This is a genomic window from Blastococcus brunescens (genome assembly GCF_035320885.1).
Classification (GTDB): domain Bacteria; phylum Actinomycetota; class Actinomycetes; order Mycobacteriales; family Geodermatophilaceae; genus Blastococcus_B; species Blastococcus_B brunescens.
This window is the reverse complement of record NZ_CP141261.1, coordinates 4,448,787-4,473,390: the sequence shown is the minus strand read 5'-3', so window position 1 is coordinate 4,473,390 and position 24,604 is coordinate 4,448,787. Positions and strand designations below refer to the sequence as shown.

27 protein-coding genes, 2 tRNA genes and 4 pseudogenes are annotated in these 24,604 nt (G+C 71.9%); 11 read left to right on the top strand and 22 right to left on the bottom strand.

Annotation, left to right across the window (positions count from 1 at the left end):
• Positions 1-230 precede the first annotated feature (230 nt).
• Both U6N30_RS30075 and U6N30_RS30070 read right to left on the bottom strand, forming a co-directional pair.
• On the bottom strand, positions 231-764 hold the full coding sequence (locus U6N30_RS30075; protein ID WP_324275157.1) for a peptidylprolyl isomerase: 534 nt from the start codon (positions 762-764) through the stop codon (positions 231-233).
• An 80-nt stretch (positions 765-844) separates the two neighbouring features.
• A complete protein-coding gene (locus tag U6N30_RS30070; RefSeq protein ID WP_324275156.1) occupies positions 845-1,957 on the bottom strand; it encodes an acyltransferase family protein in 1,113 nt (370 codons plus the stop codon).
• A 256-nt stretch (positions 1,958-2,213) separates the two neighbouring features.
• Here U6N30_RS30070 and U6N30_RS30065 point away from each other — a divergent pair, with 256 nt between their 5' ends.
• Positions 2,214-2,684, top strand: coding sequence for a carboxymuconolactone decarboxylase family protein (locus tag U6N30_RS30065; RefSeq protein ID WP_324275155.1), 471 nt, complete (start codon positions 2,214-2,216; stop codon positions 2,682-2,684).
• The gene (locus U6N30_RS30060) at positions 2,675-2,833 is read left to right on the top strand and encodes a hypothetical protein (RefSeq protein ID WP_324275154.1); all 159 of its coding nucleotides are present in this window, start codon (positions 2,675-2,677) and stop codon (positions 2,831-2,833) included. The genes U6N30_RS30065 and U6N30_RS30060 overlap by 10 nt, the downstream gene beginning before the upstream one ends.
• A 79-nt stretch (positions 2,834-2,912) precedes the next feature.
• On the opposite strand, the gene U6N30_RS30055 is transcribed toward U6N30_RS30060, so the two are convergent.
• From U6N30_RS30055 to gyrB, 7 genes are all read right to left on the bottom strand, one after another.
• A tRNA-Ala gene (locus U6N30_RS30055) sits at positions 2,913-2,985 on the bottom strand.
• A gap of 35 nt (positions 2,986-3,020) precedes the next feature.
• On the bottom strand, positions 3,021-3,164 hold the full coding sequence (locus tag U6N30_RS30050; protein ID WP_324275153.1) for a DLW-39 family protein: 144 nt from the start codon (positions 3,162-3,164) through the stop codon (positions 3,021-3,023).
• Between the two features lie 47 nt (positions 3,165-3,211).
• Positions 3,212-3,285: transfer RNA gene (locus tag U6N30_RS30045), tRNA-Ile, on the bottom strand.
• A gap of 116 nt (positions 3,286-3,401) precedes the next feature.
• Entirely contained in the window at positions 3,402-4,142 is a 741-nt protein-coding gene (locus tag U6N30_RS30040; protein WP_324275152.1) for a DUF3566 domain-containing protein, read from the bottom strand.
• A 77-nt stretch (positions 4,143-4,219) separates the two neighbouring features.
• Positions 4,220-5,185, bottom strand: a complete 966-nt coding sequence (locus U6N30_RS30035) for a DNA gyrase C-terminal beta-propeller domain-containing protein (RefSeq protein ID WP_324275151.1) — start codon at positions 5,183-5,185, stop codon at positions 4,220-4,222.
• Positions 5,071-6,687: a DNA topoisomerase (ATP-hydrolyzing) gene (locus U6N30_RS30030; RefSeq protein ID WP_324275150.1), complete on the bottom strand. Its 1,617-nt coding sequence runs from the start codon at positions 6,685-6,687 to the stop codon at positions 5,071-5,073. Before U6N30_RS30030 ends, U6N30_RS30035 begins: the two co-directional genes overlap by 115 nt.
• 52 nt (positions 6,688-6,739) lie before the next feature.
• Complete coding sequence (gene gyrB / locus U6N30_RS30025; protein ID WP_479690564.1) at positions 6,740-8,761, bottom strand: DNA topoisomerase (ATP-hydrolyzing) subunit B; 2,022 nt, start codon at positions 8,759-8,761, stop codon at positions 6,740-6,742.
• 506 nt (positions 8,762-9,267) lie between these two features.
• Between gyrB and U6N30_RS30020 the strand changes: the two genes are divergently transcribed.
• The 3 genes from U6N30_RS30020 (at position 9,268) to U6N30_RS30010 (ending at position 10,676) form a co-directional block, all read left to right on the top strand.
• Positions 9,268-9,645 carry an NAD(P)H-binding protein gene (locus U6N30_RS30020; protein ID WP_324275149.1) on the top strand — a complete coding sequence of 126 codons (378 nt, stop codon included), beginning with the start codon at positions 9,268-9,270 and terminating at the stop codon, positions 9,643-9,645.
• Positions 9,646-9,656: 11 nt separating this feature from the next.
• Positions 9,657-9,965: a Rossmann-fold NAD(P)-binding domain-containing protein gene (locus tag U6N30_RS30015; RefSeq protein ID WP_324275148.1), complete on the top strand. Its 309-nt coding sequence runs from the start codon at positions 9,657-9,659 to the stop codon at positions 9,963-9,965.
• Between the two features lie 387 nt (positions 9,966-10,352).
• Positions 10,353-10,676: a DUF2867 domain-containing protein gene (locus tag U6N30_RS30010; protein WP_324275147.1), complete on the top strand. Its 324-nt coding sequence runs from the start codon at positions 10,353-10,355 to the stop codon at positions 10,674-10,676.
• Here the strand turns inward: U6N30_RS30010 and U6N30_RS30005 are convergent.
• The 13 genes and pseudogenes from U6N30_RS30005 to U6N30_RS29945 form a co-directional block, all read right to left on the bottom strand.
• A complete protein-coding gene (locus tag U6N30_RS30005) occupies positions 10,639-11,037 on the bottom strand; it encodes a hypothetical protein (RefSeq protein WP_324278541.1) in 399 nt (132 codons plus the stop codon). The two genes, U6N30_RS30010 and U6N30_RS30005, sit on opposite strands and share 38 nt — an antisense overlap.
• On the bottom strand, positions 10,950-11,432 hold the full coding sequence (locus U6N30_RS30000) for an ABC transporter ATP-binding protein (protein WP_324275146.1): 483 nt from the start codon (positions 11,430-11,432) through the stop codon (positions 10,950-10,952). Before U6N30_RS30000 ends, U6N30_RS30005 begins: the two co-directional genes overlap by 88 nt.
• Positions 11,339-11,743, bottom strand: coding sequence for a 6TM ABC transporter family protein (locus tag U6N30_RS29995; protein ID WP_324275145.1), 405 nt, complete (start codon positions 11,741-11,743; stop codon positions 11,339-11,341). The genes U6N30_RS30000 and U6N30_RS29995 overlap by 94 nt, the downstream gene beginning before the upstream one ends.
• A 77-nt stretch (positions 11,744-11,820) precedes the next feature.
• Positions 11,821-12,180 (bottom strand): annotated as a pseudogene (locus U6N30_RS29990) (ABC transporter transmembrane domain-containing protein); the annotation flags it as partial.
• Between the two features lie 339 nt (positions 12,181-12,519).
• Positions 12,520-13,341, bottom strand: a complete 822-nt coding sequence (locus tag U6N30_RS29985) for a hypothetical protein (RefSeq protein WP_324275144.1) — start codon at positions 13,339-13,341, stop codon at positions 12,520-12,522.
• A 233-nt stretch (positions 13,342-13,574) separates the two neighbouring features.
• Positions 13,575-14,479: pseudogene (locus U6N30_RS29980) on the bottom strand (DciA family protein).
• Positions 14,476-15,147 (bottom strand): DNA replication/repair protein RecF, encoded by a 672-nt coding sequence (locus U6N30_RS29975; RefSeq protein WP_324275143.1) that lies wholly within the window; start codon positions 15,145-15,147, stop codon positions 14,476-14,478. Before U6N30_RS29975 ends, U6N30_RS29980 begins: the two are co-directional and overlap by 4 nt.
• Positions 15,144-15,290, bottom strand: a complete 147-nt coding sequence (locus U6N30_RS29970) for a hypothetical protein (protein WP_324275142.1) — start codon at positions 15,288-15,290, stop codon at positions 15,144-15,146. The genes U6N30_RS29975 and U6N30_RS29970 overlap by 4 nt, the downstream gene beginning before the upstream one ends.
• 88 nt (positions 15,291-15,378) lie before the next feature.
• Positions 15,379-16,311, bottom strand: a complete 933-nt coding sequence (gnd, locus tag U6N30_RS29965; protein ID WP_324275141.1) for a phosphogluconate dehydrogenase (NAD(+)-dependent, decarboxylating) — start codon at positions 16,309-16,311, stop codon at positions 15,379-15,381.
• Positions 16,312-16,415: 104 nt separating this feature from the next.
• Positions 16,416-16,619, bottom strand: coding sequence for a hypothetical protein (locus U6N30_RS29960; RefSeq protein WP_324278540.1), 204 nt, complete (start codon positions 16,617-16,619; stop codon positions 16,416-16,418).
• A gap of 2 nt (positions 16,620-16,621) precedes the next feature.
• Positions 16,622-17,575, bottom strand: coding sequence for a DNA polymerase III subunit beta (gene dnaN / locus U6N30_RS29955; RefSeq protein WP_324275140.1), 954 nt, complete (start codon positions 17,573-17,575; stop codon positions 16,622-16,624).
• A 1,059-nt stretch (positions 17,576-18,634) separates the two neighbouring features.
• A complete protein-coding gene (dnaA, locus tag U6N30_RS29950; RefSeq protein WP_324275139.1) occupies positions 18,635-19,660 on the bottom strand; it encodes a chromosomal replication initiator protein DnaA in 1,026 nt (341 codons plus the stop codon).
• Entirely contained in the window at positions 19,657-20,364 is a 708-nt protein-coding gene (locus U6N30_RS29945; protein ID WP_324275138.1) for a chromosomal replication initiator protein DnaA, read from the bottom strand. The genes dnaA and U6N30_RS29945 overlap by 4 nt, the downstream gene beginning before the upstream one ends.
• A gap of 654 nt (positions 20,365-21,018) precedes the next feature.
• On the opposite strand from U6N30_RS29945, the gene rpmH reads away from it, so the two are divergent.
• From rpmH to U6N30_RS29910, 6 genes and pseudogenes are all read left to right on the top strand, one after another.
• Entirely contained in the window at positions 21,019-21,156 is a 138-nt protein-coding gene (gene rpmH / locus U6N30_RS29940) for a 50S ribosomal protein L34 (protein WP_040338882.1), read from the top strand.
• A 1-nt stretch (position 21,157) separates the two neighbouring features.
• Positions 21,158-21,394 (top strand): annotated as a pseudogene (locus U6N30_RS35870) (ribonuclease P protein component); the annotation flags it as partial.
• Positions 21,395-21,572: 178 nt separating this feature from the next.
• Complete coding sequence (yidD, locus tag U6N30_RS29930) at positions 21,573-21,944, top strand: membrane protein insertion efficiency factor YidD (protein ID WP_324275137.1); 372 nt, start codon at positions 21,573-21,575, stop codon at positions 21,942-21,944.
• A gap of 28 nt (positions 21,945-21,972) precedes the next feature.
• Positions 21,973-23,669: pseudogene (gene yidC / locus U6N30_RS29920) on the top strand (membrane protein insertase YidC).
• Positions 23,666-23,782 (top strand): R3H domain-containing nucleic acid-binding protein, encoded by a 117-nt coding sequence (locus U6N30_RS29915; RefSeq protein ID WP_324275135.1) that lies wholly within the window; start codon positions 23,666-23,668, stop codon positions 23,780-23,782. The pseudogene yidC and the gene U6N30_RS29915 overlap by 4 nt, the downstream one beginning before the upstream one ends.
• A gap of 101 nt (positions 23,783-23,883) precedes the next feature.
• Entirely contained in the window at positions 23,884-24,486 is a 603-nt protein-coding gene (locus U6N30_RS29910) for a 16S rRNA (guanine(527)-N(7))-methyltransferase RsmG (RefSeq protein ID WP_324275134.1), read from the top strand.
• Positions 24,487-24,604: the final 118 nt, after the last annotated feature.

Here is a 24,604-nt window from a genome sequence, read left to right as displayed (position 1 = left end):
TGCCCCGCCGGACGGAGCGGACCGAGGCCTGCCCTCCCGCACGCACTCGGGGCACTGGAAGCCCACCGAGGCAGGGATCATGCACTCCGGGCAGATCGGGCGATCGCACCGCGTGCAGCGGATGCCGGTCGGCCGGTCGGGATGCCGGTAGCAGCCGGAGGACCCCGTCCCGCCCACCCCTCGCTCGCTCGGGGTGGGCCCCGGGACGGGGCCGTCGTCGGAGTTCGGCGTCAGCTGCGCTGCACCTCGACGGACTCGATGACGACGTCCTCGACCGGCTTGTCGCCGCGCGCGGTCGGCACGGCGGCGATCTTCTCGACGACGTCCCGGCCGGCCTGGTCGGCCACCTCACCGAAGATCGTGTGCTTGCGGTTGAGGTGCGGGGTCGGGCCGACCGTGATGAAGAACTGCGAGCCGTTGGTGCCCGGGCCGGCGTTGGCCATGGCCAACAGGTAGGGCCGGTCGAAGGACAGCTCGGGGTGGAACTCGTCGCCGAACTGGTAGCCGGGGCCACCGAAGCCCTGCCCGAGCGGGTCACCGCCCTGGATCATGAAGCCGGAGATGATCCGGTGGAAGATCGTGCCGTCGTAGAGCTTGTCGGTCGTCTTCTGGCGGGTCTCGGGGTGCGTCCACTCGCGGGCGCCCTCGGCCAGGTCGGCGAAGTTGGCCACCGTCTTGGGAGCATGGTCCGGGAAGAGGTCGACGGTGATGTCGCCGTGGTTGGTGTGCAGCACCGCGCGGCGGGCGGGAGTCGATTCAGTCACCCCTCCACTCTGCCACCGAACCGGAGGCCGCACCCGAGGGGTCCGGCCGACGGCCGGGACGGCAGCCCCGCGGACCGCTGTCACACGGCGACGGGCTCCCGCGGTGCGGGCTCCTCCTGGCGCACGGCCCGCCGCTGCTCCATCTGCCGGGACAGCGCCACGCCGTACCGGCGCATCGGCTCCTCGAACCACCGGTGCACGATCCACGAGCCGTAGACGGCCAGGCCCAGCGCGAGGCCCGCCGAGAGCAGGGAACCCGGACGGCCCCAGGCCTCCGGCACGACCATCTCGACGCCGTTCACGAAGAAGCCGTGCACGAGGTAGAAGGTGTAGGAGATCGCGGCCAGGAACACCATGGGCGGGCTGCTCAGCCACGCGACGCGGCGGGACCGGGTGGTCACCAGCCCGGCGACCAGCAGGGCGATGGCCAGGCCGTGCACCCCGTAGAGATCCTCGTAGATGTACACCCTGGTACCGGTGGTGAACTGCAGCAGGAGCACGACGGCCGTCACGGCGAGCAGCACCGGCGGGCGGCCCAGGGTCGCGACCGCCGCATAGGTCCGCTCGCGGTGCAGGAGCACCGCGGCGATCGCACCGAAGGCCAGGTGCTGGTACGGGGCCAGGAACACGAGGTCGGCGACGAAGCCGGTGGCGGACGACGCCACGGCGATCACGGCCAGGACCGGCACGCGGGCCTGCTTCCACCCGGCGAGCAGCAGGAAGCCGAGGACGGGCCAGACGAGGTAGAACTTCTCCTCGATCCCGATGGACCACGCGCCGCTGAAGGCCGGGTAGGCGTCCGTGGACCTGAAGTAGGGCAGGTGCTCGGGGAACCACACGATGTAGGGCAGGTTCTCCACCCACAGCGAGCGGCGCGCGGCGTCCATCCCCAGTCCCAGGATCAGCACGCAGTAGAGGGCGATGGTGCCGAGGAACATCGGATAGATGCGGAAGGTCCGCCGCACGTAGAACGACGCGAAGTCGACCCGCCCGTGACGGTCCTCCTCGCGCAGCAGCAACGTGGTGATCAGGTAGCCGCTGAGGACGAAGAAGAGCGTGACGCCGGTGGCCCCGTGGAACACCGTGAACAGGTCGCCCCGCTGGTGGGCGGTGAAGACCAGGAGGATGGCCAGCGCCCGGAGGCCGTCCAGGACGCCGAACCGGCGGATCCCCAGGTACTCGGCGTGGGTCATGGAACCCGTCATGGCTCGTCCCCCACTGCTCCGTCGACGCGCAACACTCCGTGGGCCGGACGCTACTGTCGGCAACAGTCCGGACGGCGGACCGTGTGGGAACGGTGTGACGGGAGCACTCGTCTGAGGTCGCTGTCGCCACTGGGCCTCCAGCTTCGGGCGTCGGCCGGCGGGTGGTCCGGGCACGGAGCACCTGTCGCCGGGGTGCCTGCCCCGCTAGGTTCGCCGCCGACGTCGCCGAGGCCGGGAGGTCCGCATGACGCTCGACGAGAGCCGACCCGACACCGGCTTCCTGGGCCCACACGCGCCGTCGGCCGCCGCCGACCGGCTCTTCGACGACGACCGTGCCGAGGCCGGCTACGTCATGAACCTCTCGCACGCCTGGGCGCACCAGCCGGCCGCGCATGACGCACTGATGGACCTGCTGAGGCAGGCGGCGGCCTCGGCAGGACTCACCTGCCGGCAGCGGGGCCTCCTCGTCTCCGCGGTGGCCGGGGCCGTGGGCGACCCGCACTGCGCACTGGCCTGGGGCACCCGTCTCGCCGGGGAGGTCGGCGACGAGCCGGCGGCCGCCGTGCTCCGCGGAGAGGACGCCGGTCTCGAGCCCGGGGACCGATCGCTGACGCGATGGGCCCGGCAGCTGGTGACGGACCCCGGGGCGACGACGGCGGGGACGTGCAAGCACTGCGGGACGCCGGCTTCGCCGACCCGGCGATCGTGGCGTTGACGCTCTACGCGTCGCTGCGCGTGGCCTTCTCGACGGTGAACGACGCCCTCGGGGCCCGCCCGGACCAGCAGCTGCTGCAGAACGCACCGTCAGCCGTGCGGGCAGCCGTCACCTTCGGTCGCCCGCCCGCGGCCGAGCCCAGCGCCTGACCCACCGCGCGGACGTCCTCGGAGATGGTGATGCGCAGGTCGACGGTCGTTGCCGGACCCGAGCGGTGTAGCACGTGGGTGGAGACGAGGGGAATCGAACCCCTAACCCCCGCCTTGCAAAGGCGGTGCTCTGCCAATTGAGCTACGTCCCCTGAGGCCGGCACCGTGGCGGTGGCCGGCCGGATGGTCAGCGGCCGGTCGGCTTGCTGACGGCCTGCGGGCCGGAGGTCGCCTCGTGCCACAGGTCGGCCTCGGCCTTGCCGTCGGAGCGCTTTCGCACCGCGGCGAGGGCCCCGGCCGCGATCGCGGCCAGAGCCAGCTTCTTCAGCACGCGGGGTACCTCCTCGATGGCCTCGACGCGGAGCGCCGGCACACGGGTGGGCCTGGGAGGACTTGAACCTCCGGCCTCATCCTTATCAGGGATGCGCTCTAACCGCCTGAGCTACAGGCCCGTGAACCTCGGAAAGCTTACCTGGCGGCATCTGTCCACCGGTGGGAGGGGTGCGGCGGGGCCAGGGTCACCCAGGTGATCCCGGAGGACTCAGGCAGCCTGCAGGGGGCCCTTCGTCTAGTCCCGCTCGGACAGCGTGAGCTCCAGGCCGCCGACCAGGTCGGAGCAGAGGTTGTAGATGAACGTGCCGACGGTGCAGAGGGCGGTCATCAGGACGATGTTGATCGCACCGATGATCGCCGCCCCACCGAAGATCAGACCGGGGGTGACGACGTCGCCACCGGTGTCCGTGCCGGACGCCGAGCCGATCTGCCCGAAGAGGTCGTTCAGGGTGTCGAAGACGTCGAGGGCGTTGAGCACGCCGTAGAGGACCCCGACCGCCACCATCCAGATGAAGAACATCGCGATCGACAGGACCAGCGAGATCTTCAGCGCCGACCACGTGTCGATGTGGCGCAGCTGCAACCGGGCCCGGCGGGGACCACGGCCCCCTGGGCGCGACGGGCCGCGACCACGGGCGCCGCGCCCGGCACCGGCGTCGGCGCTCGCCTCGGCACCGGCGTCCTTGGCCGCGGCCGTCTCCGGCCTCGCGGCGGCAGCGCTGCCGGTCGGCGGGGGCACCGGCGGTGCGCCCGCGGGCCCGCCGGCCGGGGTACTCCCGGTGGCCGGGCCCTGGGCTCGCTGCGCGCCAGTCGTGGGGATCGCCTGCGTCCCCGTCACGGGACGGGCCGGGTCCGGGGAGCCGGCCGGGCCGCCAGCAGCCTGCGGGGAGGAACCCGTCGACGCGGCGGCTCCCGCCGCGCCCGGATCCCCGGCGGGGGACTCGGTGCGCACCGAACCCTGCGTTCGGTCGCTCATGCCAGTCTCCCCATCCCCGGGCGGCGCACGCCGCTCCCCAGCGTGGCCCGTCCGGTCACCCTGTGATCTCCCTCAGATTAGGCGTCGGGCTCGTCGTTGTCCGTCGTACGGGCGATCGCCACGATGGACACGTCCTCAGGCAAGTTCATGAGCTTGACACCCATCGTGGCGCGGTCCTTGTTGTGCCGCACCCCGTTGACCGGCGTACGGATCACGCCGCCACCGGAGGTGATGGCGTACAGCTCGTCGCCGAGGGTCACGGGCAGGGCGCCGACCAGGGCGCCCTTGCGGGCCTTCGGATCAGCAGTGAGCACGCCCTTCCCGCCGCGGCCCTGGTTCGGGTAGTTCTCGATCCCGGTGCGCTTGGCGAACCCGCGCTCGGTGGCGACCAGGACGTCGACGCCCTCCTGCACGACCATCAGCGACAGCAGGCGGTCGTCGTCGGAGAGCGAGATGCCCCGGACGCCCTCGGTGGCCCGGCCCATCGGCCGCAGGGCGGTGTCGTCGGCGGTGAACCGGATCGACATCGCCTTGCGGGTGACCAGCAGCAGGTCGGACGTGTCGTCGATCAGCGCGGCACCGACGAGCTCGTCGCCCTCGCGCAGGTTGATCGCGATGACGCCGCCCTGGCGCGGCGAGTCGAAGTCGGTGAGCCGCGTCTTCTTCACCTGACCGCGAGCCGTGGCCAGGACGAGGTACGGGGCGACCGTGTAGTCCTTGATCTGCATGACCTGGGCGATCTTCTCGTCCGGCTGGAACGCGAGGATGTTCGCCACGTGCTGGCCGCGCGCCGTGCGGTTGGCCTCCGGCAGCTCGTAGGCCTTCGACCGGTAGACCCGGCCCTTGTTCGTGAAGAAGAGGATCCAGTCGTGGGTGGAACCCACGAAGAAGTGGTCGACGATGTCGTCCTGCTTCAGCTGGGCGCCCATCACGCCCTTGCCACCGCGGCGCTGCGAGCGGTAGAGGTCGCTCTTCGTCCGCTTGGCGTACCCGGTGCGGGTGATGGTGACGACGACCTCCTCCTCCGCGATGAGGTCCTCCATCGAGACGTCGCCGTCGTTGGCGACGAACTGGGTGCGGCGGTCGTCCCCATACCTCTCGACGACCTCGGCGAGCTCGTCGTGGATGATCTTCCGCTGCCGCTCGGGGATTCGAGGATGGCCTGCAGCTCGGCGATCTCGATCTCGATCTCGGCCAGCTGGTCGAGGATGCGCTGACGCTCGAGGGCGGCCAGCCGGCGCAGCTGCATGTCCAGGATGGCGACGGCCTGGATCTCGTCGATGTCGAGGAGCTCCATCAGCCCGCCGCGGGCGGCGTCGGCCGACTCGCTGTTGCGGATGAGCGTGATCACGGCGTCGAGCTGGTCGAGGGCCTTCGCGTAGCCGCGCAGGATGTGCGCCCGCTCCTCGGCCTTGCGCAGCCGGTAGCGGGTGCGCCGCTGGATGACCTCGATCTGGTGGTTCACGTACTGCCGTACGAGCTCGTCCAGGCGCAGCGTCCGCGGGACGCCGTCGACGATGGAGAGCATGTTGCAGCCGAACGTCGTCTGCAGCTGGGTGTGCTTGTAGAGGTTGTTCAGCACGACCTTCGCGACGGCGTCGCGGCGCAGGGTGATGACCAGGCGACGGCCCACGCGGTCGCTGGACTCGTCGGCGATCTCGCTGATGCCCTGGAGGCGACCCTCCTTGACGGCGTCGGCGATCGACTCGGCCAGGTTGTCCGGGTTGACCTGGTACGGCAGCTCGGTGCAGACGAGTTGCACCCGGCCGCGCGAGTCCTCCTCGACGGTGACGACGGCACGCATGCGCACCGAGCCGCGGCCGGTGCGGTAGGCATCCTCGATGCCCTCGCGGCCGACGATGAGACCGAACGTCGGGAAGTCCGGGCCCTTGATCCGCTCCATGCACGCGGTGAGGGCCTCCTCCGGCTCCGCGTCGGGGTGCTCGAGGACCCAGAACACCGCGGCCGCCACCTCACGGAGGTTGTGCGGCGGCATGTTGGTGGCCATGCCGACGGCGATCCCGGCGGAGCCGTTGATCAGCAGGTTCGGGATGCGCCCCGGCAGGACCAGCGGCTCGAGGTTCTTGCCGTCGTAGTTGGGCTGGAAGTCGACGGTCTCCTCGTCGATGTTGGCCAGCATCTCCATGGCCAGCGGGGTGAGTCGCGCCTCTGTGTAACGCATCGCTGCCGCAGGGTCATTACCGGGCGAGCCGAAGTTGCCCTGACCGTCGACCAGCGGGTAGCGCATCGACCAGGGCTGGGCCAGCCGCACGAGGGCGTCGTAGATCGAGGTGTCGCCGTGCGGGTGGTAGTTACCCATGACCTCACCGACGACGCGTGCGCACTTCACGTAGCTGCGGTCGGGACGGAAGCCCTGGTCGTACATGGCGTAGAGCACGCGGCGGTGCACGGGCTTCAGCCCGTCACGGACCTCGGGCAGGGCACGGCCGACGATGACCGACATCGCGTAGTCGATGTAGCTGCGCTGCATCTCCTGCTGGAGGTCGACCGGCTCGATGCGGTCACGCGCGGGGGTCTCGGTCACGGTTCAGATCTCCACAGGTCGGTGCACAGAAGGTGGAAAGTGCTGGTCACGGTCATGGGGCTCGCCGCTTTCGGCCCCGTCCCGGGCCCCGCCCTGAGCCTGCGAAGGGTGGGGAGGACGGGGTCCTTCGTCGGACGTCGAGGAAGCGGACGTCCCGGGCGTTGCGGGTGATGAAGCTGCGGCGCGCCTCGACGTCCTCGCCCATGAGCACGCTGAACAGCTCGTCGGCGGTGGCGGCGTCCTCGAGGGTCACCTGGAGCAGGATGCGGGTCTCGGGGTCCATCGTGGTCTCCCACAACTCCTTGGCGTTCATCTCGCCCAGGCCCTTGAACCGCTGGATCGCGTCGTCCTTGATCCTGCGACCGGCCTCGGCGCCGGCCTTGAGGACGGCGTCCTTCTCGCGGTCGGTGTAGACGTACTCGTCGCCGGTCTTGCCGCCCCACTTGATCTTGTACAGCGGCGGCTGGGCCAGGTAGACGTGGCCGGCCTCGACCAGCGGGCGCATGAAGCGGAACAGCAGGGTGAGCAGCAGTGTCCGGATGTGCTGGCCGTCGACGTCGGCGTCCGCCATCAGGATGATCTTGTGATAGCGCAGCTTCGACAGGTCGAACTCGTCGTGGATGCCGGTGCCGAACGCGGTGATCATCGACTGGACCTCGTTGTTCTTGAGGACCCGGTCGATGCGCGCCTTCTCGACGTTGATGATCTTGCCGCGGATCGGGAGGATCGCCTGGAACATCGAGTCGCGGCCGGACTTGGCCGAACCGCCCGCCGAGTCGCCCTCGACGATGTAGACCTCGGAGTTGCGCGGGTCGGTCGAGCGGCAGTCCGCGAGCTTGCCCGGCAGCGAGTTGTTGCTGAGCAGGTTCTTGCGAGCCAGCTTGCGGGCGTCCTGCGCGGCGCGGCGGGCCCGCGCGGCCGACGAGGCCTTGTTGATGATCATCTTGGCCTCGGTCGGGTTCGCCTCGAACCAGTGCCCGATCTGCTCGTTGCAGACCCGCTGGACGAAGCCCTTGACCTCGGTGTTGCCGAGCTTGGTCTTGGTCTGGCCCTCGAACTGCGGGTCGCCCAGCTTGACCGAGACGATCGCGGCCAGGCCCTCCCGGATGTCCTCACCCGTGAGCTTCTCGTCCTTGCCCTTGAAGAGCTTCTTCTCCTCGGCGTACCGGTTGACGATCGAGGTCAGCGCCGCGCGGAAGCCCTCCTCGTGGGTGCCGCCCTCGTGGGTGTTGATGATGTTGGCGAAGGTGTAGACCGACTCCGAGTAGGCCTCGGACCACTGCATGGCGACGTCGATCGACATCGCCATGTCGTTCTTGCCGGTGCCCTCCGCGGCGAAGCTGACGACCGACTTGTGGATCGGGCTCTTCTTCGCGTTGATGTGGGCGACGTAGTCGATGAGGCCGGCGTCGTACTTGTAGGTGATCTCGGTCGGCTCGAAGGCCTCGTCGACGGCGCCGGCCTCCGGCGCGGCCTCGGCGAGGGTGACCTCGTCGGACAGCCCGGACTCGGCCTTGCTGTGCCCCGGCCGCTCGTCGCGCAGCACGATGGTCAGGCCCTTGTTGAGGAAGGCCATCTCCTGCAGGCGGCGGTTGATCGTGTCGAACGAGTAGTGCGTCGTCTCGAAGATGTCGCCGTCGGCCCAGAAGGTGATCGCGGTGCCGCGCTTCTTGGTGGGACCGACCTCCTCCAGCGGGCCCGGCTTGGCGTAGGCGTAGCTCTGCTTCCACTCGGTCCCGTCGCGCCACACGTTGACGTCGAGGCGGGTGGACAGTGCGTTCACGACGGTGACGCCGACGCCGTGCAGACCGCCGGAGACGCCGTAGCTCTTGCCGTCGAACTTCCCGCCCGCGTGCAGGACGGTCATGATCACCTCGACGGTGGGCCGCTTCTCCACGGGGTGCATGTCCACCGGGATGCCGCGGCCGTTGTCCTCGACCCGGACGCCGCCGTCGGCCAGCAGGGTGACGTGCACCCGGTCGGCGTGGCCTGCCAGCGCCTCGTCGACGGAGTTGTCCACGACCTCCCACACCATGTGGTGCAGACCGCGCTCGCCGGTGGAGCCGATGTACATACCGGGGCGCTTGCGGACCGCCTCGAGCCCTCGAGGACGGTGATGGAACTGCCGGAGTAGGCGTTCTCGGTCTGCGGTGCTGCGACCACGTGGGGCCTTCCTTTCGCGCAACCGGCACGCGTCTCCCCGGTGCTCACGGGGGTCGACGCGCAGAACGGCACTGGCCCTCAGGGGCGCAGAACGACGCTGGGCCGGTTGCTGGCGGTTTCTCGTGTCGAGGATACCGGGTCCAGCGACAGGAATGCCGTCGTCCACGCCCTGACGTCGTGTCTGAGGCGCTTCCGGCTCCTCCGCCACCACCGGTCCTGCCCCGGGAGCGACACGCCGTCCTCGGACGGCTCGGCCCCTGCGGCGTCCGTCCGCGACCCCTGGGGCCCCCACGAGCCGAGCGTCCCGCGGCGAACGCGCCGACACTCGGGCGCATGGCTCCCGACGCAGCACCGCCGTCCGACGCATCGAAGCTCTGCCTCGTCACCGGCGCGACGGGATACATCGGCGGTCGGCTGGTGCCCGAGCTCCTGGCGGCCGGACACCGCGTGCGGGTGATGACCCGCACGCCGGAGCGCCTCCGGGACCGGCCCTGGGCCGGTGAGGTCGACATCGCCCGCGCCGACGCCACGGACGCCGACCAGGTGGCGGCCGCCTGCGCCGGGGTCGACGTCGTCTACTACCTGATCCACGCGCTGGGTGGCGGTGCGGCGTTCGAGGACACCGACCGCCGCACCGCCGAGCTCATGGCCGGGGCCGCGCGGAACGCGGGCGTGGGGCGCCTGGTCTACCTCGGCGCCCTCCGTCCCCAGGGGAGGAGCTGTCGCCGCACCTGCGGTCGCGGACCGAGGTCGCCGACATCCTGCTCGCCTCCGGCGTCCCCACCGCGGTCCTGAGGGCGGCCGTCGTGCTGGGCTCCGGGTCGGCGTCCTTCGAGATGCTGCGGTACCTGACCGAGCGGCTGCCGGTGATGGTCACCCCGCGCTGGGTGCACAGCCAGATCCAGCCGATCGCCGTCCGCGACGTCCTGCGGTACCTGGTGGGCTGCGCGGAGCTGCCGGCCTCGGTGAACCGGGGGTTCGACGTCGGCGGACCCGACGTCATGAACTACGCCGAGATGATGCAGCGGTACGCCGAGGTGGCCGGACTGCCCCGACGGCGGATCCTCCCGGTCCCGTTCTTCTCCCCTCGCTGTCCAGCCACTGGGTCGGCCTGATCACGCCGGTCCCGGCCGGCATCGCCCGCCCCTGGTCGAGTCCCTGCGCAACACCGTCGTGTGCACCGAGCACGACATCGCCGAGTTCGTCCCGGATCCGCCGGAGGGGCTGCTCGGGTTCGACGAAGCGGTCCGCTTGGCGGTCGCCCGCGTGCGCGACTCCGCCGTCACCACCCGGTGGTCGGGCGCCTCGGTGCCCGGAGCCCCCTCGGACCCGCTGCCCACCGATCCGGACTGGGCCGGCGGAAGCCTGTACGTCGACGAGCGGACGCGGACGACGACGGCGGATCCGGCGGCGCTCTGGCGAGTCGTCGAGGGCATCGGCGGGGAGTCCGGCTGGTACTCCTTCCCCTGGCGTGGCGGGCCCGCGGGTGGCTGGACCGGGCCGTGGGCGGGGTCGGCCTGCGGCGGGGACGACGGGACGCCCACGACCTCTACGTGGGTGACGCCCTCGACTTCTGGCGGGTGGAGGAGCTCGAGGAAGGGCGACTGCTGCGGCTGCGCGCCGAGATGCGGCTGCCCGGTCTCGCCTGGCTGGAGTTCCACGTGGAACACGACGGTGATGCGGGCACGGTGCTGCGCCAGCGGGCGACGTTCGCGCCGCACGGTCTGGCCGGTCACGCCTACTGGTGGGCCGTCGCGGCGTTCCACGGATTCGTCTTCGGCGGCATGGTCAAGGGCATCGCCAGGGCAGCGGAGAAGGTCGGCTGAACCCGCCGTCTCCTGACCGTGCCGGCCCTCGTCCAGGGGCCCGCCGCGAGCCTGCGAGTGGTGGGGAGGACGAGGGTCCTTCGTCACACGAGGAGCTGGGCGGTGGCGAGCTCGCGGTACAGCGGGCTGCTGTCCACCAGCTCGGCATGGGTCCCGCGGGCGACGACCCGGCCCCGGTCGAGCACGACGATCTGGTCGCTGTCGAGCACCGTGGACAGCCGGTGCGCCACGACCAGCAGCGCGCGGTCGTCCGACGCCGCGGCCAAGGTCTCCTCAGCAGCCCCTCGTTCCGGGCGTCCAGGCTCGCGGTCGGCTCGTCGAGCAGCAGCAGCTCCGGCCGGGCGAGCAGGGCGCGGGCGATGGCCAGGCGCTGGCGCTCGCCACCGGACAGCAGCACCCCTCGTCGCCGACCAGCACGTCCAAGCCACGTGGCGAGCGGCGGACGACCTCGGTGAGCCCCACGTCGGCGAGCACGGCCCACAGCTCGGGATCGGTGGCCTCCGGGCGGGTGAGCAGCAGGTTGTCGCGGATCGTCCCGGCGAGCACCGGAGCCTCCTGCTCGACGTATCCCAGGCGGGCTCGCAGCGCAGCGCGCGGCAGCTCCCGGACGTCGGTCCCGGCCCACCGCACCGCGCCACCGCCCACCGGGTAGAAGCCCTCGATCAACGCCAGGATCGTGGACTTGCCCGCTCCCGACGGGCCGACCAGCGCCACCCGGCTGCCCGCGGGGACGTCGAAGGAGACCTCGCTGAGCACCTGCGTGCCGTCGGGATAGGCGAAGGAGACCCCTCGAGCCGGAGCAGCGGGGCCCCGGGCGCGGGGGCGACGGCGGGGGCCGGCCGCTCGGGGTGGGCGTCGTCCTCCGGCTCCAGGGCGAGGATCTCCTGGATGCGGGTGAGTGCCCCGAGGCCGGTCTGCAGCTGCGTCCAGGCGCCGATGGCCTGTCCCAGGGGCATGACCAGCAGGAACAGGTACAGGATGAACGCGACCAGCGCGGCGACGGAGATCGAGCCGCTGGCCACCCGGTACCCGCCCACCCCGAGCACGGCCAGGAAGGCTCCCTGCACGGCGATCGAACCGGCGGGGAGACCAGCGCCTCGAGCCGGGCGACGCGCACGCCGGCCTGGTAGGCCCGGCGGGCACTGCCACCGACCGCCGCCACCTCGCGGCTGGTCGCCCCGCTGGCGCGGATCGTCCGGACCGCCGACAGCGCTCGCTCGACCGCCGCGGTCATGGCCCCGACCTGTTCCTGCGCCTGCCGGGACAGCCGGCGCACCCCGCGCGATGCGAGCACCGCGGTGGTCACCCCGACGGCGACCGACGCGACGGTGAGGAGCAGCAGCCAGCCGTCGACCAGCGCCATCGCGATCACCGCGCCGACGGCGAGGACGACCGATCCGGCGACGTCGACGACCCCGGAGGTCACGGTCGCCCGCAGCAGGGTGGTGTCGGAGCCGACCCGCGACATCAGATCTCCCGTGCGCCGCCGGTCGTACTCGGCCACGGGCAGCCGCAGCAGCCGGTCGGCGAGCAGCTGCCGCGTGGTAAGCACGACCCCTCGGCCGTGCGCTGCAGCAGGAACTGCTGGAACGCCGACAGCGCCGACGCCGCGAGGAGCACGACCACCAGTGCGGAGACGGCCGGCAGCAGCGGCTCCCGGACCCGACCGCGCCGATGACCCGCCCGATCAGGGCCGGCTGCGCGAGCGCCCCCGCGGCGGCCACCAGGGACAGCGCCGCGGCGGCCGCGAGCGGTCGACGGTGCGGTCGCAGCAGTGGCAGGAGTTCGCGGAGCCCCGCGCCCGCCGGGCGCTCGGCGACCGGGTCGGGCGCGGCCGAGGTGCTCAGCGGATCGGCCCGGTCAGTAGCCGACGGCCAGCGCGCCGACGATCGCCGTCAGCAGCCGCGCGTGGTGCTCGATGAGCTGGGGTCGGTGCCCGTCGGGCCGGACGGCTGCGACGTAGGTCCCCGCCCCGCGCCCCGGCGCCGGCGCCGGTCCAGAACTCGTCGCCGTCGTCGGTGCCGAGCAGGAGGCCCTGCACGGCGGGGTCCTGGGCCAGCCGGCGCACCTGCGGGCCGTCCTCGGCGGCCAGCAGCTGCCAGCGGCTGTCGAACGCCTCGTTGCCGCTCAGCACCGGCACCAGGGCTCCGGTCCGGTGCTTCCACAGGCGGGCCGGGGAGAGCCGCAGCACCGGCACGGAGCCCAGCAGCGGCGCCGCGGTGATCGCGTACTTCGCCATCCACTGGCGCCCCCACGGGTAGACGACGTCGAAGGCCACGAGTTCGACGGCGCCGGCACGGCCACGGAGAACGCCGGCCGGACGCGCCTCCTTGCCCGGCCGCACCGGGGACGCGGCGAGCACGTCGGCCAGAGCGGCGTCGTCGGGACCGCTCCCGTCGGAGACCGTCCAGCCGTGCTGGAGGGCCCAGCCCTGTGCTCCGAGCTGGTCGCCCTCGTAGCTGAACGCCCGCTCGATCTCCGGATCCCGGGACCGCCTGGAACCGAACAGCCCGCCCCGTGGCCGCTGCGGCGGGGCCTCGCCCTGGGACGGGCCGGGCGGCTGGGCGGTGGGGGCTGGACGGTGGGCTGTTCGGCGGGCGGTGCCCAGGACGGGTCGACGTCGGGCTGCCGTCCACGGTCGGGGGTCACCGCGGGCAGGTCCCATCCCGGCGGCCGCCAGGTGGCGCCCTCCGCGGTGTGGTCGCTGTCGCGGGGTTGCTTGCGACGGTCGGCGAAGTTCGGCTCGTCGACCGGCTCCTCCCCGGAGAGGTGGGAGGGCTCCTGCCAGTCGCTGCCGTCGTCGGCACCGTCGCGGTCGCGGGGGCTGCTCATGGCTCCATCGTCCTCCCGGCGTCGTCCGGAGCTCCACCGAGCCCGACGGCGCCTGTCTCGTCCGGCCTAACCGTAGGTGTCCCGCGGCCCCCGGCCGCGCACCGAGCGCGGACCCTTCTTCCAGCTCGGGGCCGTCGGTCCGACAACGCGCAGCCGGGTCACGACGTCCCCGCCGACCTGCGCCCGCAGCTTGCCCAGGATGGTGGGGGCCAGCAGGCGCAGCTGAGTGGCCCACGCCGTCGACTCCGCGATGACCAGCAGCTCCCCTCGGTGAGGGTCTCCGGACGGCAGTGCTCGGCGATGTCGGGGCCGACCAGCGCCGACCAGCGGCCGAACACCGCACCGACCCGGGTGCGCTCGGACCAGTCCTGCTCGGTGATGAGGGAGTCCACCAACCGGCCGAGGGGCTGCGGGTCGTCGGCACCCGGGCCCGCGCCGGTCCACTTCCGCCGGGGACCGGCGATCCGCCGCCGCGTCGGTTGGGGCCGCGCGGCGGACGCGGCCCGGGCGGCCTCGAGCGCGGCCCGGGCGATGTCGCTCGGCCGGGCCGGGCGCTCGTCGCTCACGGACCCTCCCCGACCAGGGGCCGACCGGCCAGGGGCACGCGTGTCACGAGGCCTCCTCCCGGCTCCGGCGCCGTCCTTCACGAGTACCGCGTACCCGCCGCCGACCTCGACCCGGGCCCCGCGCAGCTGGGAGGGCACGTCGTCGAGCACCGCGGCCGTGATCAGCGTCTGCTCGGCCGACCCCGCCACCGCGGCCAGCGCCGTGCGCCGCTCGGCGTCGAGGGTGGCGAAGACGTCGTCCAGGATCAGGATGGGGTCCTCGCCGTCGCCCCTCAAGAGGGCGAACGTCGCGAGCTTGAGCGCGAGGGCGAGCGACCAGGACTCACCGTGACTGGCGAACCCCTTGGCGGGGGACGGGCCCAGGTGGATGACCAGGTCGTCGCGGTGCGGACCGACCAGTGTCATGCCGCGGTCCAGCTCGTCCCCCGACGCTCGACGATGCGCTCCCGCATGGCCGCGGTCAGCTCGGCGGCCGTGGGCACGGGCCACCCTCCGGTCACCGCCGTCCCGTCCCCGGCGAGCGGCACCGTCGACGAGTAGCCCAGCGAGGCGACCGTGGCCCCGTCGCCCGCGACCTCCGCGTAGGCGCGGGCCATGTGCGGTTCGAGGTCGGCGACCAGCTGCAGCCGGGCGGCCAGGAGCTGACCGCCGTAGTCGGTCAGGTGTCCGTCCCAGACGTCGAGGGTCTCGATCGCCTTGCCCCGGGCCAGTCGCGCGGTCTTCAGCAGCGCGTTGCGCTGCTTGAGCACCCGGTCGTAGTCCGACCGCACGCCGGCCAGCCGCGGCGTCCGGGTGACCAGCAGTTCGTCGAGGAACCGCCGCCGTTCGGTCGGGTCGCCACGCACCAGCGCCAGGTCCTCCGGCGCGAAGAGGACGGTTCGCACCAGTCCCAGCACGTCGCGCGGCCGAGGGAGCGGGCCGCGGTTGACCCGCACGCGGTTCGCCCGGCCCGGGTTGATCTCGATCTCGACGAGGAGCTCCCGGTCCCCGCTGCGCAGGGCGGCCCGGACCACGGCCTGGCCCGCACCGTGCCGCACCATCGGGGCATCGCTGGACACCCGGTGGCTGCTCATCGTGGCCAGGTAGCCGACGGCCTCGACGAGGTTGGTCTTCCCTCACCGTTGCGGCCGACGAACACCGTCGGGCCGGGCCCGAGCGCGAGGTCGACCCGCTCCCAGCTGCGGAACGACCCCAGCTGCAGGTGCCGGACGTACACCTCAGCAGTCCCTCGGCGAGGTGCTGGAACGGCCCCGTGCAGGGCCCCGCGCCGAGCCTGCGAGGCGTGGGGGCACGGGGGTCCTTCGTCACGCGGGCTTCTCGGCCTCCTGGGCCTGGACGGCCTTCACCGCGTGCCCACCGAACTGGTTGCGCAGCGCCGCGACCGCCTTCATGGTCGGCGAGTCGTCCTGGCGCGAGACGAAACGGGCGAACAGCGACGCGGCGATCGTCGGCATCGGCACGGCGTTCTCGATCGCCTGCTCGACGGTCCACCGGCCTTCGCCGGAGTCCTCGGCGTAGCCGGTGATGCGGTCGAGCGCCGGGTCCTCCTGCAACGCCCGGACCAGCAGGTCCAGCAGCCACGAGCGGATGACGGTGCCCTGGGTCCATGAGGCGATGACGCCCGGGACGTCCTCGATGAGGTCGACGGCGGCCAGCAGCTCGTAGCCCTCGCCGTAGGCCTGCATCAGCGCGTACTCGATGCCGTTGTGGACCATCTTGCTGAAGTGGCCCGCGCCCACGGGTCCGGCGTGCACGAAGCCGGCGCCCGGCATCTCCTCGCCGGCCTCGTCGTGCGGAGCCGGCGGCTTGAGGGCGTCGAAGATCGGCTGCGCCTTGGCGACGTCCTCCTTCGTGCCGCCGACCATCAGTGCGTAGCCGTTCTCCAGGCCCCAGACGCCGCCGGAGACGCCGGCGTCGATGTAGCCGACGCCCTTCTCCCGGCACAGCACGTCGTGCACCTGGTCGTCGGTGTACTTGGAGTTCCCGCCCTCGATGATGACGTCGCCGGGGCTGAGCAGCTCGGCGAGTTCCTCGATCGTCGCCTTCGTCGGCTCGCCCGCGGGCACCATCACCCAGACGATCCGCGGCGCGGACAACGCCGACACGAGGTCGGGCAGGCTGTCCACGTCGCGTTTGCCCGGCGTGTGGTCGTAGCCGACGACCTCGTGGTCGGCACGGCGGAGCCGCTCGGTCATGTTGCCGCCCATCTTGCCCAGGCCGATCATTCCCAGCTGCACGACGTCCCCTCTCGGCGTTCTGTCCTGGTCAGTGCCCCATCGTGCTGGCTAGCGCGGCGCTGCGCGAAATCGGCCTTCCTGCAGCGGGGGCGCGACGGCCTTTCTCAGCCCGGGAGTCGCACCGGCATGATCAGGTAGCGGTAGCTACCGCTGCGCTCGGCCGGCTTCTCCGGCTGCCCGTCGTCGGCTGCCGGCTCGTCGACGCCGGAGAGCACGGCCGGCTTGAGCGGGCTGGTGAAGTCCATCCGCGCGCGGTCGCTGTGCACCGCGGCCAGCCCGTCGAGCAGGAAGGTCGGGTTGAAGCCGATGGTCAGCGGCTCACCGTCGAACTCGACGTCGCACCGCTCCTCGGCCTGCCCTCCTCGTCCGTGCCGCCCGCCCGAAGGGTGACCTGACCCGGGGTGAACTCGCAGCGCAGCGGGGTGCCCCGCTCGGCGACGAGGGCGACGCGCTTGGCGGCGTCGGTGAACAGGCCCACCGGCAACGTGGCGTGAGAGTTGGACTCGTTGGGCATGATCGCGCGGTACTTCACGAACTCGGCGTCGAGCAGCCGGGTCGTGGTCTGCCGGTCCTTGCCGGAGAGTCCCAGGATGCCCTCGCCGGAGCTGCCCGAGGAGAGCGACAGCACGATCTCCGGCCCGCTGGTGAGCGTCTTGGCGGCATCGGCCAGAGTGCGGGCGGGGACCAGCACCGCGGCCGACACCCCGGAGGTCTCCGGCCGCCAGGCGAACTCGCGCACGGCCAGCCGGTAACGGTCCGTGGCTGCCAGCGTGATCAGGTCGTCCTCGATCTCGAGCCGGACGCCGGTCAGCATCGGCAGGGTGTCGTCCCGGCCGGCGGCGACGGCGACCTGACCGACGGCCTCGGCGAAGACATCGCTGTCGACCAGCCCCGCCGAGGAGGGCATCGACGGCAGTGACGGGTAGTCCTCGACCGGCAGCGTGGGCAGGCTGAACCGTGCGTTGCTGCAGGCGATGGACAGTCGCGGACCCTCGGCCGTGATCTCCACGGGGTGCGGCGGGAGCGCGCGCGTGATCTCGGCGAGCAGCCGGCCGGGGACGAGGACGCGACCGCTCTCTGTGGCGTGCACGTCGACCTCGGCCCGTGCCGACACCTCGTAGTCGAAGCCGGAGACCGACAGCTGGTTGCCGTCGACCTCGAGCAGGATCCCGGCCAGGACCGGTACCGACGGTCGCGGCGGCAGGCTGCGCGCCGTCCATGCGACGGCGTCGGCGAGCACCTCACGTGCCACCCGGAACTTCATCTCTCGACCCACCCCAGCTCAGCTTCGGCGCCCCTCTACCGGGTGCGCCTGTTCCTGGTACCGGCGAGGGGACGACGTGCGTCCGGTGCCGGTGCGGTGCTCATCGTGCCTGCTGCGGCCCCTCGGGGGAAACCGCGGTCCCCAGATGAGCTGGTTGTGCCTCCTGGGCCGCAGATTCCCCATCCCGATCAGGGCCGGCCGCCGGCTCGGTGCGCGTCGTTCCTGTTGCGTGGCAGTGGGCCTCCGGGGGCCTCGGAACGGGGCTTCCCACCCAGAGTGTGGTTCAAGGATTCATCGGGAGAAATACCTCATCTTCGTCATCACACGTGTGGAAGCTGGGGATGGGGCCTCTTCCCGCAGGTCAAGGCCGGAATGCCCCTGTTGGCCGATTGTGGGTGGTCACCGTCGACCTGTTGTCGACACGTGGACATCTCGATGGCTGTTCACCGTCGCGGCCGGGCGTCCACCCTCTGTCCCCTTCGTCTCCCCGCTGCATCCCCAGGCTGCGCGCAGCCGTGCCCGACCCGCGCCGGAGAGAGTGGCCGACTGGCCAGGTGCCAGGTGGGTGGACATGCTGCCGAGCGGCATAACTGCAGCTCACAGCCTTGTCAAGGGCGGCTGACCTGGCCGGCGGCCTCGATCCGGCGCTGGTCCCCGGTGACGGGAGGTGACCTGGTGCGCACGAGATCTCCCCAACCTGTGCACATTCCTGGGGACAACTTCTCGACGAGTCGACGACGGTCGTTCGCCGGGCGGCGACGGCGACCGCCTCCGACGAGGGCTTCTCCGGTGTCGACTTCTGTCCACGGCTGTGGACAACCCCGGGACAACCACTCTGTCGTCCTCCGGACGACACCGCGGGCGACAACTCTGTCGTCCTCCGGACGACACCGCGTCCACGTGCCGTCCCCGGCCGCCGTGGAGCCGCTGCCCATGTCTCGGCCGGGGACCCTCCGGGCCCCGCGACCGATCCACGCCGGCTCCCTGCCGTCCCCAGGAGTCACGGCGGTCGACCAGTGCCGTCGCCAACCAGCACGTACCGGCCCCCGACGTCCGCTTCTACTGGCGGGCGCGGCTCTTGATGCGGGCCGTCAGCTCGGTGACCTGCGTGTAGGTGGCCCGCCGCTCGCTCATCAGGTTGGTGATCTTCTTGACGGCGTGCATGACCGTGGTGTGGTCCTTGCCACCGAACGAGGCACCGATCCGGGGCAGGGACAGCTCGGTCAGCTCGCGGCACAGGTACATCGCGATCTGCCGGGCGTTGACCAGCGTGCGGCTGCGGTTGGAGCCCTGCAGCTCCTCCATCGTCACGGAGAAGTACTCCGCGGTCGCCGCCATGATGATCGCCGCGGTGATCTGCGGGCCCTGCTCGTCGCTGATCAGGTCCTTGAGCACGAGCTCGGCCAGCGGCAGGTCGACCTGCTGCTTGTTGAGGCTGGCGAACGCCGTCACCCGGATGAGCGCGCCCTCGAGCTCGCGGATGTTGGTCTGCACCTTGCTCGCGATGAACTCGAGCACCGGGTCGGGGACCTGCAGCCGCTCGCCCCAGGCCTTCTTCCGGAGGATCGCGATCCGGGTCTCCAGATCGGGCGCCTGGACGTCGGTGATCAGGCCCCACTCGAACCGGGTGCGCAGCCGGTCCTCCAGCGTCGTGAGCTTCTTCGGGGCGCGGTCGGAGGTGATGACGATCTGCTTGCTGGCGTTGTGCAGCGTGTTGAACGTGTGGAAGAACTCCTCCTGCGTGCGCTCGGCGCGCTCGAGGAACTGGATGTCGTCGATCAGCAGGAAGTCGATGTCCCGGTAGCGACGACGGAAGTCCTCGGCGCGGCCGGAGTGCACCAGGTTGATGAACTCGTTGGTGAACTCCTCGGTGCTGACGTAGCGCACCTTGACGTTGGGGAACATCCGCGCCGCGTAGTGCCCGATCGCGTGCAGCAGGTGCGTCTTGCCCAGCCCGGACTCGCCGTAGATGAACAGCGGGTTGTAGGCGCGCGCCGGCGCCTCGGCCACGGCGACCGCCGCGGCGTGGGCGAAGCGGTTGCTGTTGCCGATGACGAAACTGTCGAACACGTACTTCGGGTTCATGCCGGGGTCCAGGCCGGCCGGGCGGCCCGAATCGGGACGGCGTCCGCGGCTTCCCCGCCGGCGGGCCGTCCGCGCTCGTCGTGGCCCTCGACGTCGAAGGGCAGGACGTCGGCGGAGCGGCCGTCCTCGGCTCCGCCCCAGTCCTGACCGGTGGGCTGGCTTCCCCAGGTGGTGGCCCAGTCCCCCGGCGCACCACGGTCGACGGGCGCCCGGTCGGCGGGGCGCAGCTCGCGCACCTCGGAGTCGGCGCGGACCGGCCGCTCGTCGATGCCGTCCCGCTCCCAGGGCGCGGAACCGACGGCATCGGTGCGGACGCCGAAGGCGCTGCGCCCGTCGTCCGCCCGGTCGCGACTGGCGCGGTCCTCCTCTGCACGCTGCACCTCGGCCGCGGTCCACGGCCGACGGGTGGGTCCTGCGTCGCGCGGCTCGGGCGCCGGCTCCGGCGGCGAGTCCTCCAGCTGGACGGCGACGCGGATGTCGCGACCGAACTGCTCCGACAGGGCCTCCGCGAGCACCCGGCGCATGCGGGACTCGAGCACGGTCTGGGTGAACTCGTTGGGAGCAGCGAGGACGGCGGTGTCCTCGACGAGACCCAGCGGGCGGGTCAGGTTGAGCATCGCGTTCTGCTGAGGGGACAGGCTCGTCGCCAGCCGCTCGCGGATCTGGTCCCAGACGGTCGCCAGGTCCAGCGTGGCATCGGCCATGCCGCTTCTTCCTCCCCATGTTGTCGACCCCGGTGCGCCGTTCCTCCCCGGTCGCCGCCGGCACACGGTGGCGCTGTCTGCGGAACTCCGTTGTGGATGCGCGGACGCACTGGGTCCACACCGGTGTCCACAGGCTGTGCACGGTCGGCAACGCGAGCTGCCGGCCCGGGCGCCGGTCCGGCACCGATCGACATCGCTGCAGGTCGGAGGCCAGTGGGGGCGAGAAAACGGACGGTTCGACGGTCGGTTGACCGAGGGGTCGGCCCGCGCGACGGGACCCTGGGGTCCGACGCGGAGCGACGGCGACGCTAACAGCCTCATCCACAGCCCGGCAACGCTCCACCGACGCGCCCGGGCGCGTCGGCTCCGGCGCGCCGCTGCCATCGGACGGCCGGGCGGATGCACCATCAGTGGTCGCGATCCGCCCGGTCTTCGGCCTCGGCACTTCCTCGGTTATGCTGGCCGGAGTCTGTGGGCGGGTTCTGTCTCCGCTCCCCATCCGCGCGGTAGCTCGTGCAGGTGCGCGGAGGGGGTGCCGTTCGCAGTGACCAGCTTCCGGGGTCGTCGGGATCCGGCACGTCGCCGTCCCGGCCCCGGCGCGCGTCCGCCCACCGGCGGGAGCGCACCGCCGATGTCATGTAGTGGGAGTACCTCGTGAGCAAGCGCACGTTCCAGCCGAACAACCGCCGACGGTCCAAGACCCACGGCTTCCGGCTGCGGATGCGGACCCGCGCGGGCCGGGCGATCCTCGCCGGTCGTCGGCGCAAGGGTCGCGAGAAGCTCTCCGCCTGACGTGCTGCCCGCGCAGGCACGCCTGCGCCGGCGGCCGGAGTTCACCGCGGTCGTCCGGTCCGGCAGGCGCGCCGGGCGGCCGACCATGGTCCTCCACCTCCTCGCTGAACGGCCCGAGCAGGCCGACGATCCGTCGGCTGTGCGGAACGGTCATGCGTCCGATGCTCCGGTGTCCACGCAGCCATCCGCTGCCCGGGCCGGTTTCGTCGTCGGCAAGGCCGTCGGCAACTCGGTGGTCCGCCACCGGGTGACCCGTCGGCTCCGCGCCGTGGTGCGCGACGAACTGCACCGCCTCCCCCGACCGCCGACCTCGTCGTCCGCGCGCGGCCGGAGGCCGGCACGGCGACGTCTGAGGTCCTGCACCGGGACCTGGTGTCGGGGCTGGACCGCCTGCTGGGTGATCGGGCCCGGGACCGATGACGAGGCGGGCTCTCCTCGCGGCGATCCGCTTCTACTCGCGCGCGATCAGCCCTGCGCTGCCGCCGCGGTGCCGCTTCTACCCGACCTGCAGCGCGTACGCCGCCGAGGCCGTGGAGGTGCACGGCGCCGCTCGCGGCACCTGGCTCGCGCTGCGCCGGCTGGCGAAGTGCGCGCCGTGGCACCCGGGCGGCGTCGACGTCGTTCCCGCGCGCCGAGGCGCGTCCGGAACCGCACAGGTCAGCCACTCGTCGAGCACTGCAGCGTCGCCGTCCCCGGGGGACGGCACCGAGCCGTCCGCCCGTCGACGTCCCCACCGAGCCGCCCCGCCGGATCCCCGCCGGGCGAACGAGGAGTCCTCCGTTGCTTGACTGGCTGTACACCGGCATCTCCTGGGTGATGGCGCGGTGGCACTCGCTGTGGGACCTGGTCTTCGGCAACCCACCGGCCGAGTCGGCCCTGGGTGGGTTGTCCTGGGTGCTGGCGATCGTCTTCCTCGTGGTGACGATCCGGTTGATCCTCTTCCCGCTCTTCGTCAAGCAGATCAAGTCGCAGCGGGCGATGCAGGAGCTCCAGCCGGAGCTGGCCAAGCTGCGCAAGCAGTACGGCAGCGACCGGCAGGGCATGGCCGTCGCCCAGCAGGCGCTCATGAAGGAGCGCGGGGTCAACCCCTGGCCGGGTGCCTGCCGATCCTGCCGCAGATCCCGGTCTTCCTGTCGCTGTTCCACGTCCTGCGCCGGCTCGCCCCGGACAAGCAGGGGCTCTACAGCTGGTCGGACGAGCTGACCGACCAGGCGGCTCGCGCCCAGCTCTTCGGTGCGCCGATCTCCTCGTCGTTCAACATGAGCGGCGCCAAGGAAGCCGCGATCCTCGACATCGAGGGCGTCACCTACACCAACATCCGCATCGTCGCGTTCGTGCTGATCGTGATCATGTGCTTCACGACGTACTACACGCAGAAGCAGATCATGCGGCGCTCGGGCCCGGTCGAGGGTCAGGCCGCGATGGTGCAGAAGATCCTGCTGTACGTCATGCCGGCCGGTCTGTTCGTGTCCGGGTTCCTCTTCCCGATCGGCGTCCTCCTCTACTGGTTCACCAACAACCTCTGGACGCTCGGCCAGCAGTTCTTCATCCTGCGGAAGATGCCCCCGCCCGGGTCCGACGCCGCCAAGGCGAAGGCCGATGCCGACAAGCCCGTCATCGATCCCAAGACACTCGCGCCCAAGCCCGGGGCCAAGCCGGTCCGACCCAAGAGTGGCCGGCCGGTCGCTCCCCGGCCACGCCCACCACTGTCGACGGGGCCCCCGACGCCGCCTCGCCGCCGGACCGCGGGACGCCGAACGGCCGCCCGCCGGGCAAGCAGTCCGGCGGCGCCACGAAGGCCGGGCAGTCACCGCCCAACCGGGGCAAGCGCAAGCGTCGCTGACCAGCCCCGCGCGTCGGAGATCGACGCCCTCGACCACCGGGTTCGCCCGGCCGCCCGCACCGACCTGGGAGGAAACCCCGTGAGTGCACCGCAGCACCCCACCGACACCGTCACCGCCGACACCGCTCCCTCCGGCACCGCGCCGTCGGGTTCGGCTCCGTCGAGCACCGCCGCGCCCGGCACCGTGCTCACGCCGGCCGCCAGCGGCGTCGGTGACCCCGACCTGGCCGTCGACGACGCCCTGAGCGCCGACGCCGTCGTCGAGCCCGTGGCCGATGGGGCGGAGGAGGCCGATGAGGAGGACGAGGACGACGAGGAGGACGGCGACCTGCTGGTCCGGGAGGGCGACGTCGCAGGGGACTACCTCGAGCGGCTCCTGGACATCCTCGACAAGGACGGTGACATCGACCTCGACGTCGAGGGCGACCGCGCCTCGGTCGCGATCGTCGGCGGAAAGCTGACCGACCTCATCGGGCCCGACGGCGCGACCCTGGAGGCTCTCCAGGAGCTCACCCGTCTGGCGGTGGCTCAGTCGACGGGTGTGCGCAGCCGGCTCATGCTGGACATCGGTGAGTTCCGGGCACGACGCCGCGCCGACCTCTCGGCCCTGGCCGGGAGACCGCCCGCCGGGTCGCCTCCAGCGGTCAGCCGGAGCGGCTGTCACCGATGAACCCGTTCGAGCGCAAGGTCGTCCACGACGTCATCGCCTCGGTCTCCGGTGTGCACAGCGAGTCCGAGGGCGAGGAGCCGAACCGTCGCGTCGTGGTCCTGCCCGACGCGTGACCGTCACGTGAGCGAGCTGGCGAGCGCTAGCGAGGAGGCGGCGTGAGCCATCCAGCCGCAGGGTCCGGCGGCCCGCCGGTCACCCCTCGTCCGCCGAGCGGGTGTTCGGCCCTGCTCTCCCGCTGGCCGAACGGTACGTCGCTCACCTGGCGTCGGACGGTGTGATCCGTGGGCTGATCGGCCCTCGCGAGGTGTCGCGGTTGTGGGAACGGCACGTCCTCAACAGCGCGGCGGTGGCGGAGGCGGTCCCCGGGGGCACACGTGGTCGACGTCGGGAGCGGGGCCGGCCTGCCCGGTATCCCCTCGGCCTCGCCCGACCGGACGTGACGCTCACGTTGGTCGAGCCCATGGCCCGACGGGTGGAGTTCCTGGACCAGACCCTGGCTGAGCTGGGCGCCCTGGCGGGCCCAGAAGGCCTTCCGTGGCGGGTGGTCCGCGGCCGCGCCGAGGAGCGCTCGGTGGGAACGGCGGTCGGCGCGGTCGACGTCGTCACGGCCCGTGCGGTCGCTCCCTCCCTCGTCTCGTCGGGTGGTGCCGGGGCCTCATGCGGCCCGGCACCCAACTCGTCGCCCTCGTCGGTGCTCGTGCGCTCGAGGAACTACCCCGGATGCGACCCGAACTGGAGGCCGCGGGCATGCGAGACATACATCCGCGTGCCGTCGGTGCAGAGCTGGGGGACGCTGCCACTACCGTGGTGGTCATGACGCGCGGAGCACGGTGACGGCGCCCTGGCAGGACGTGCCCGTCCGCTGTTCCACGTGGAACAGGTACCGCCATGCGCGACCCGCGTTCCACGTGAAACGACTGTGCACGTTCGACCAG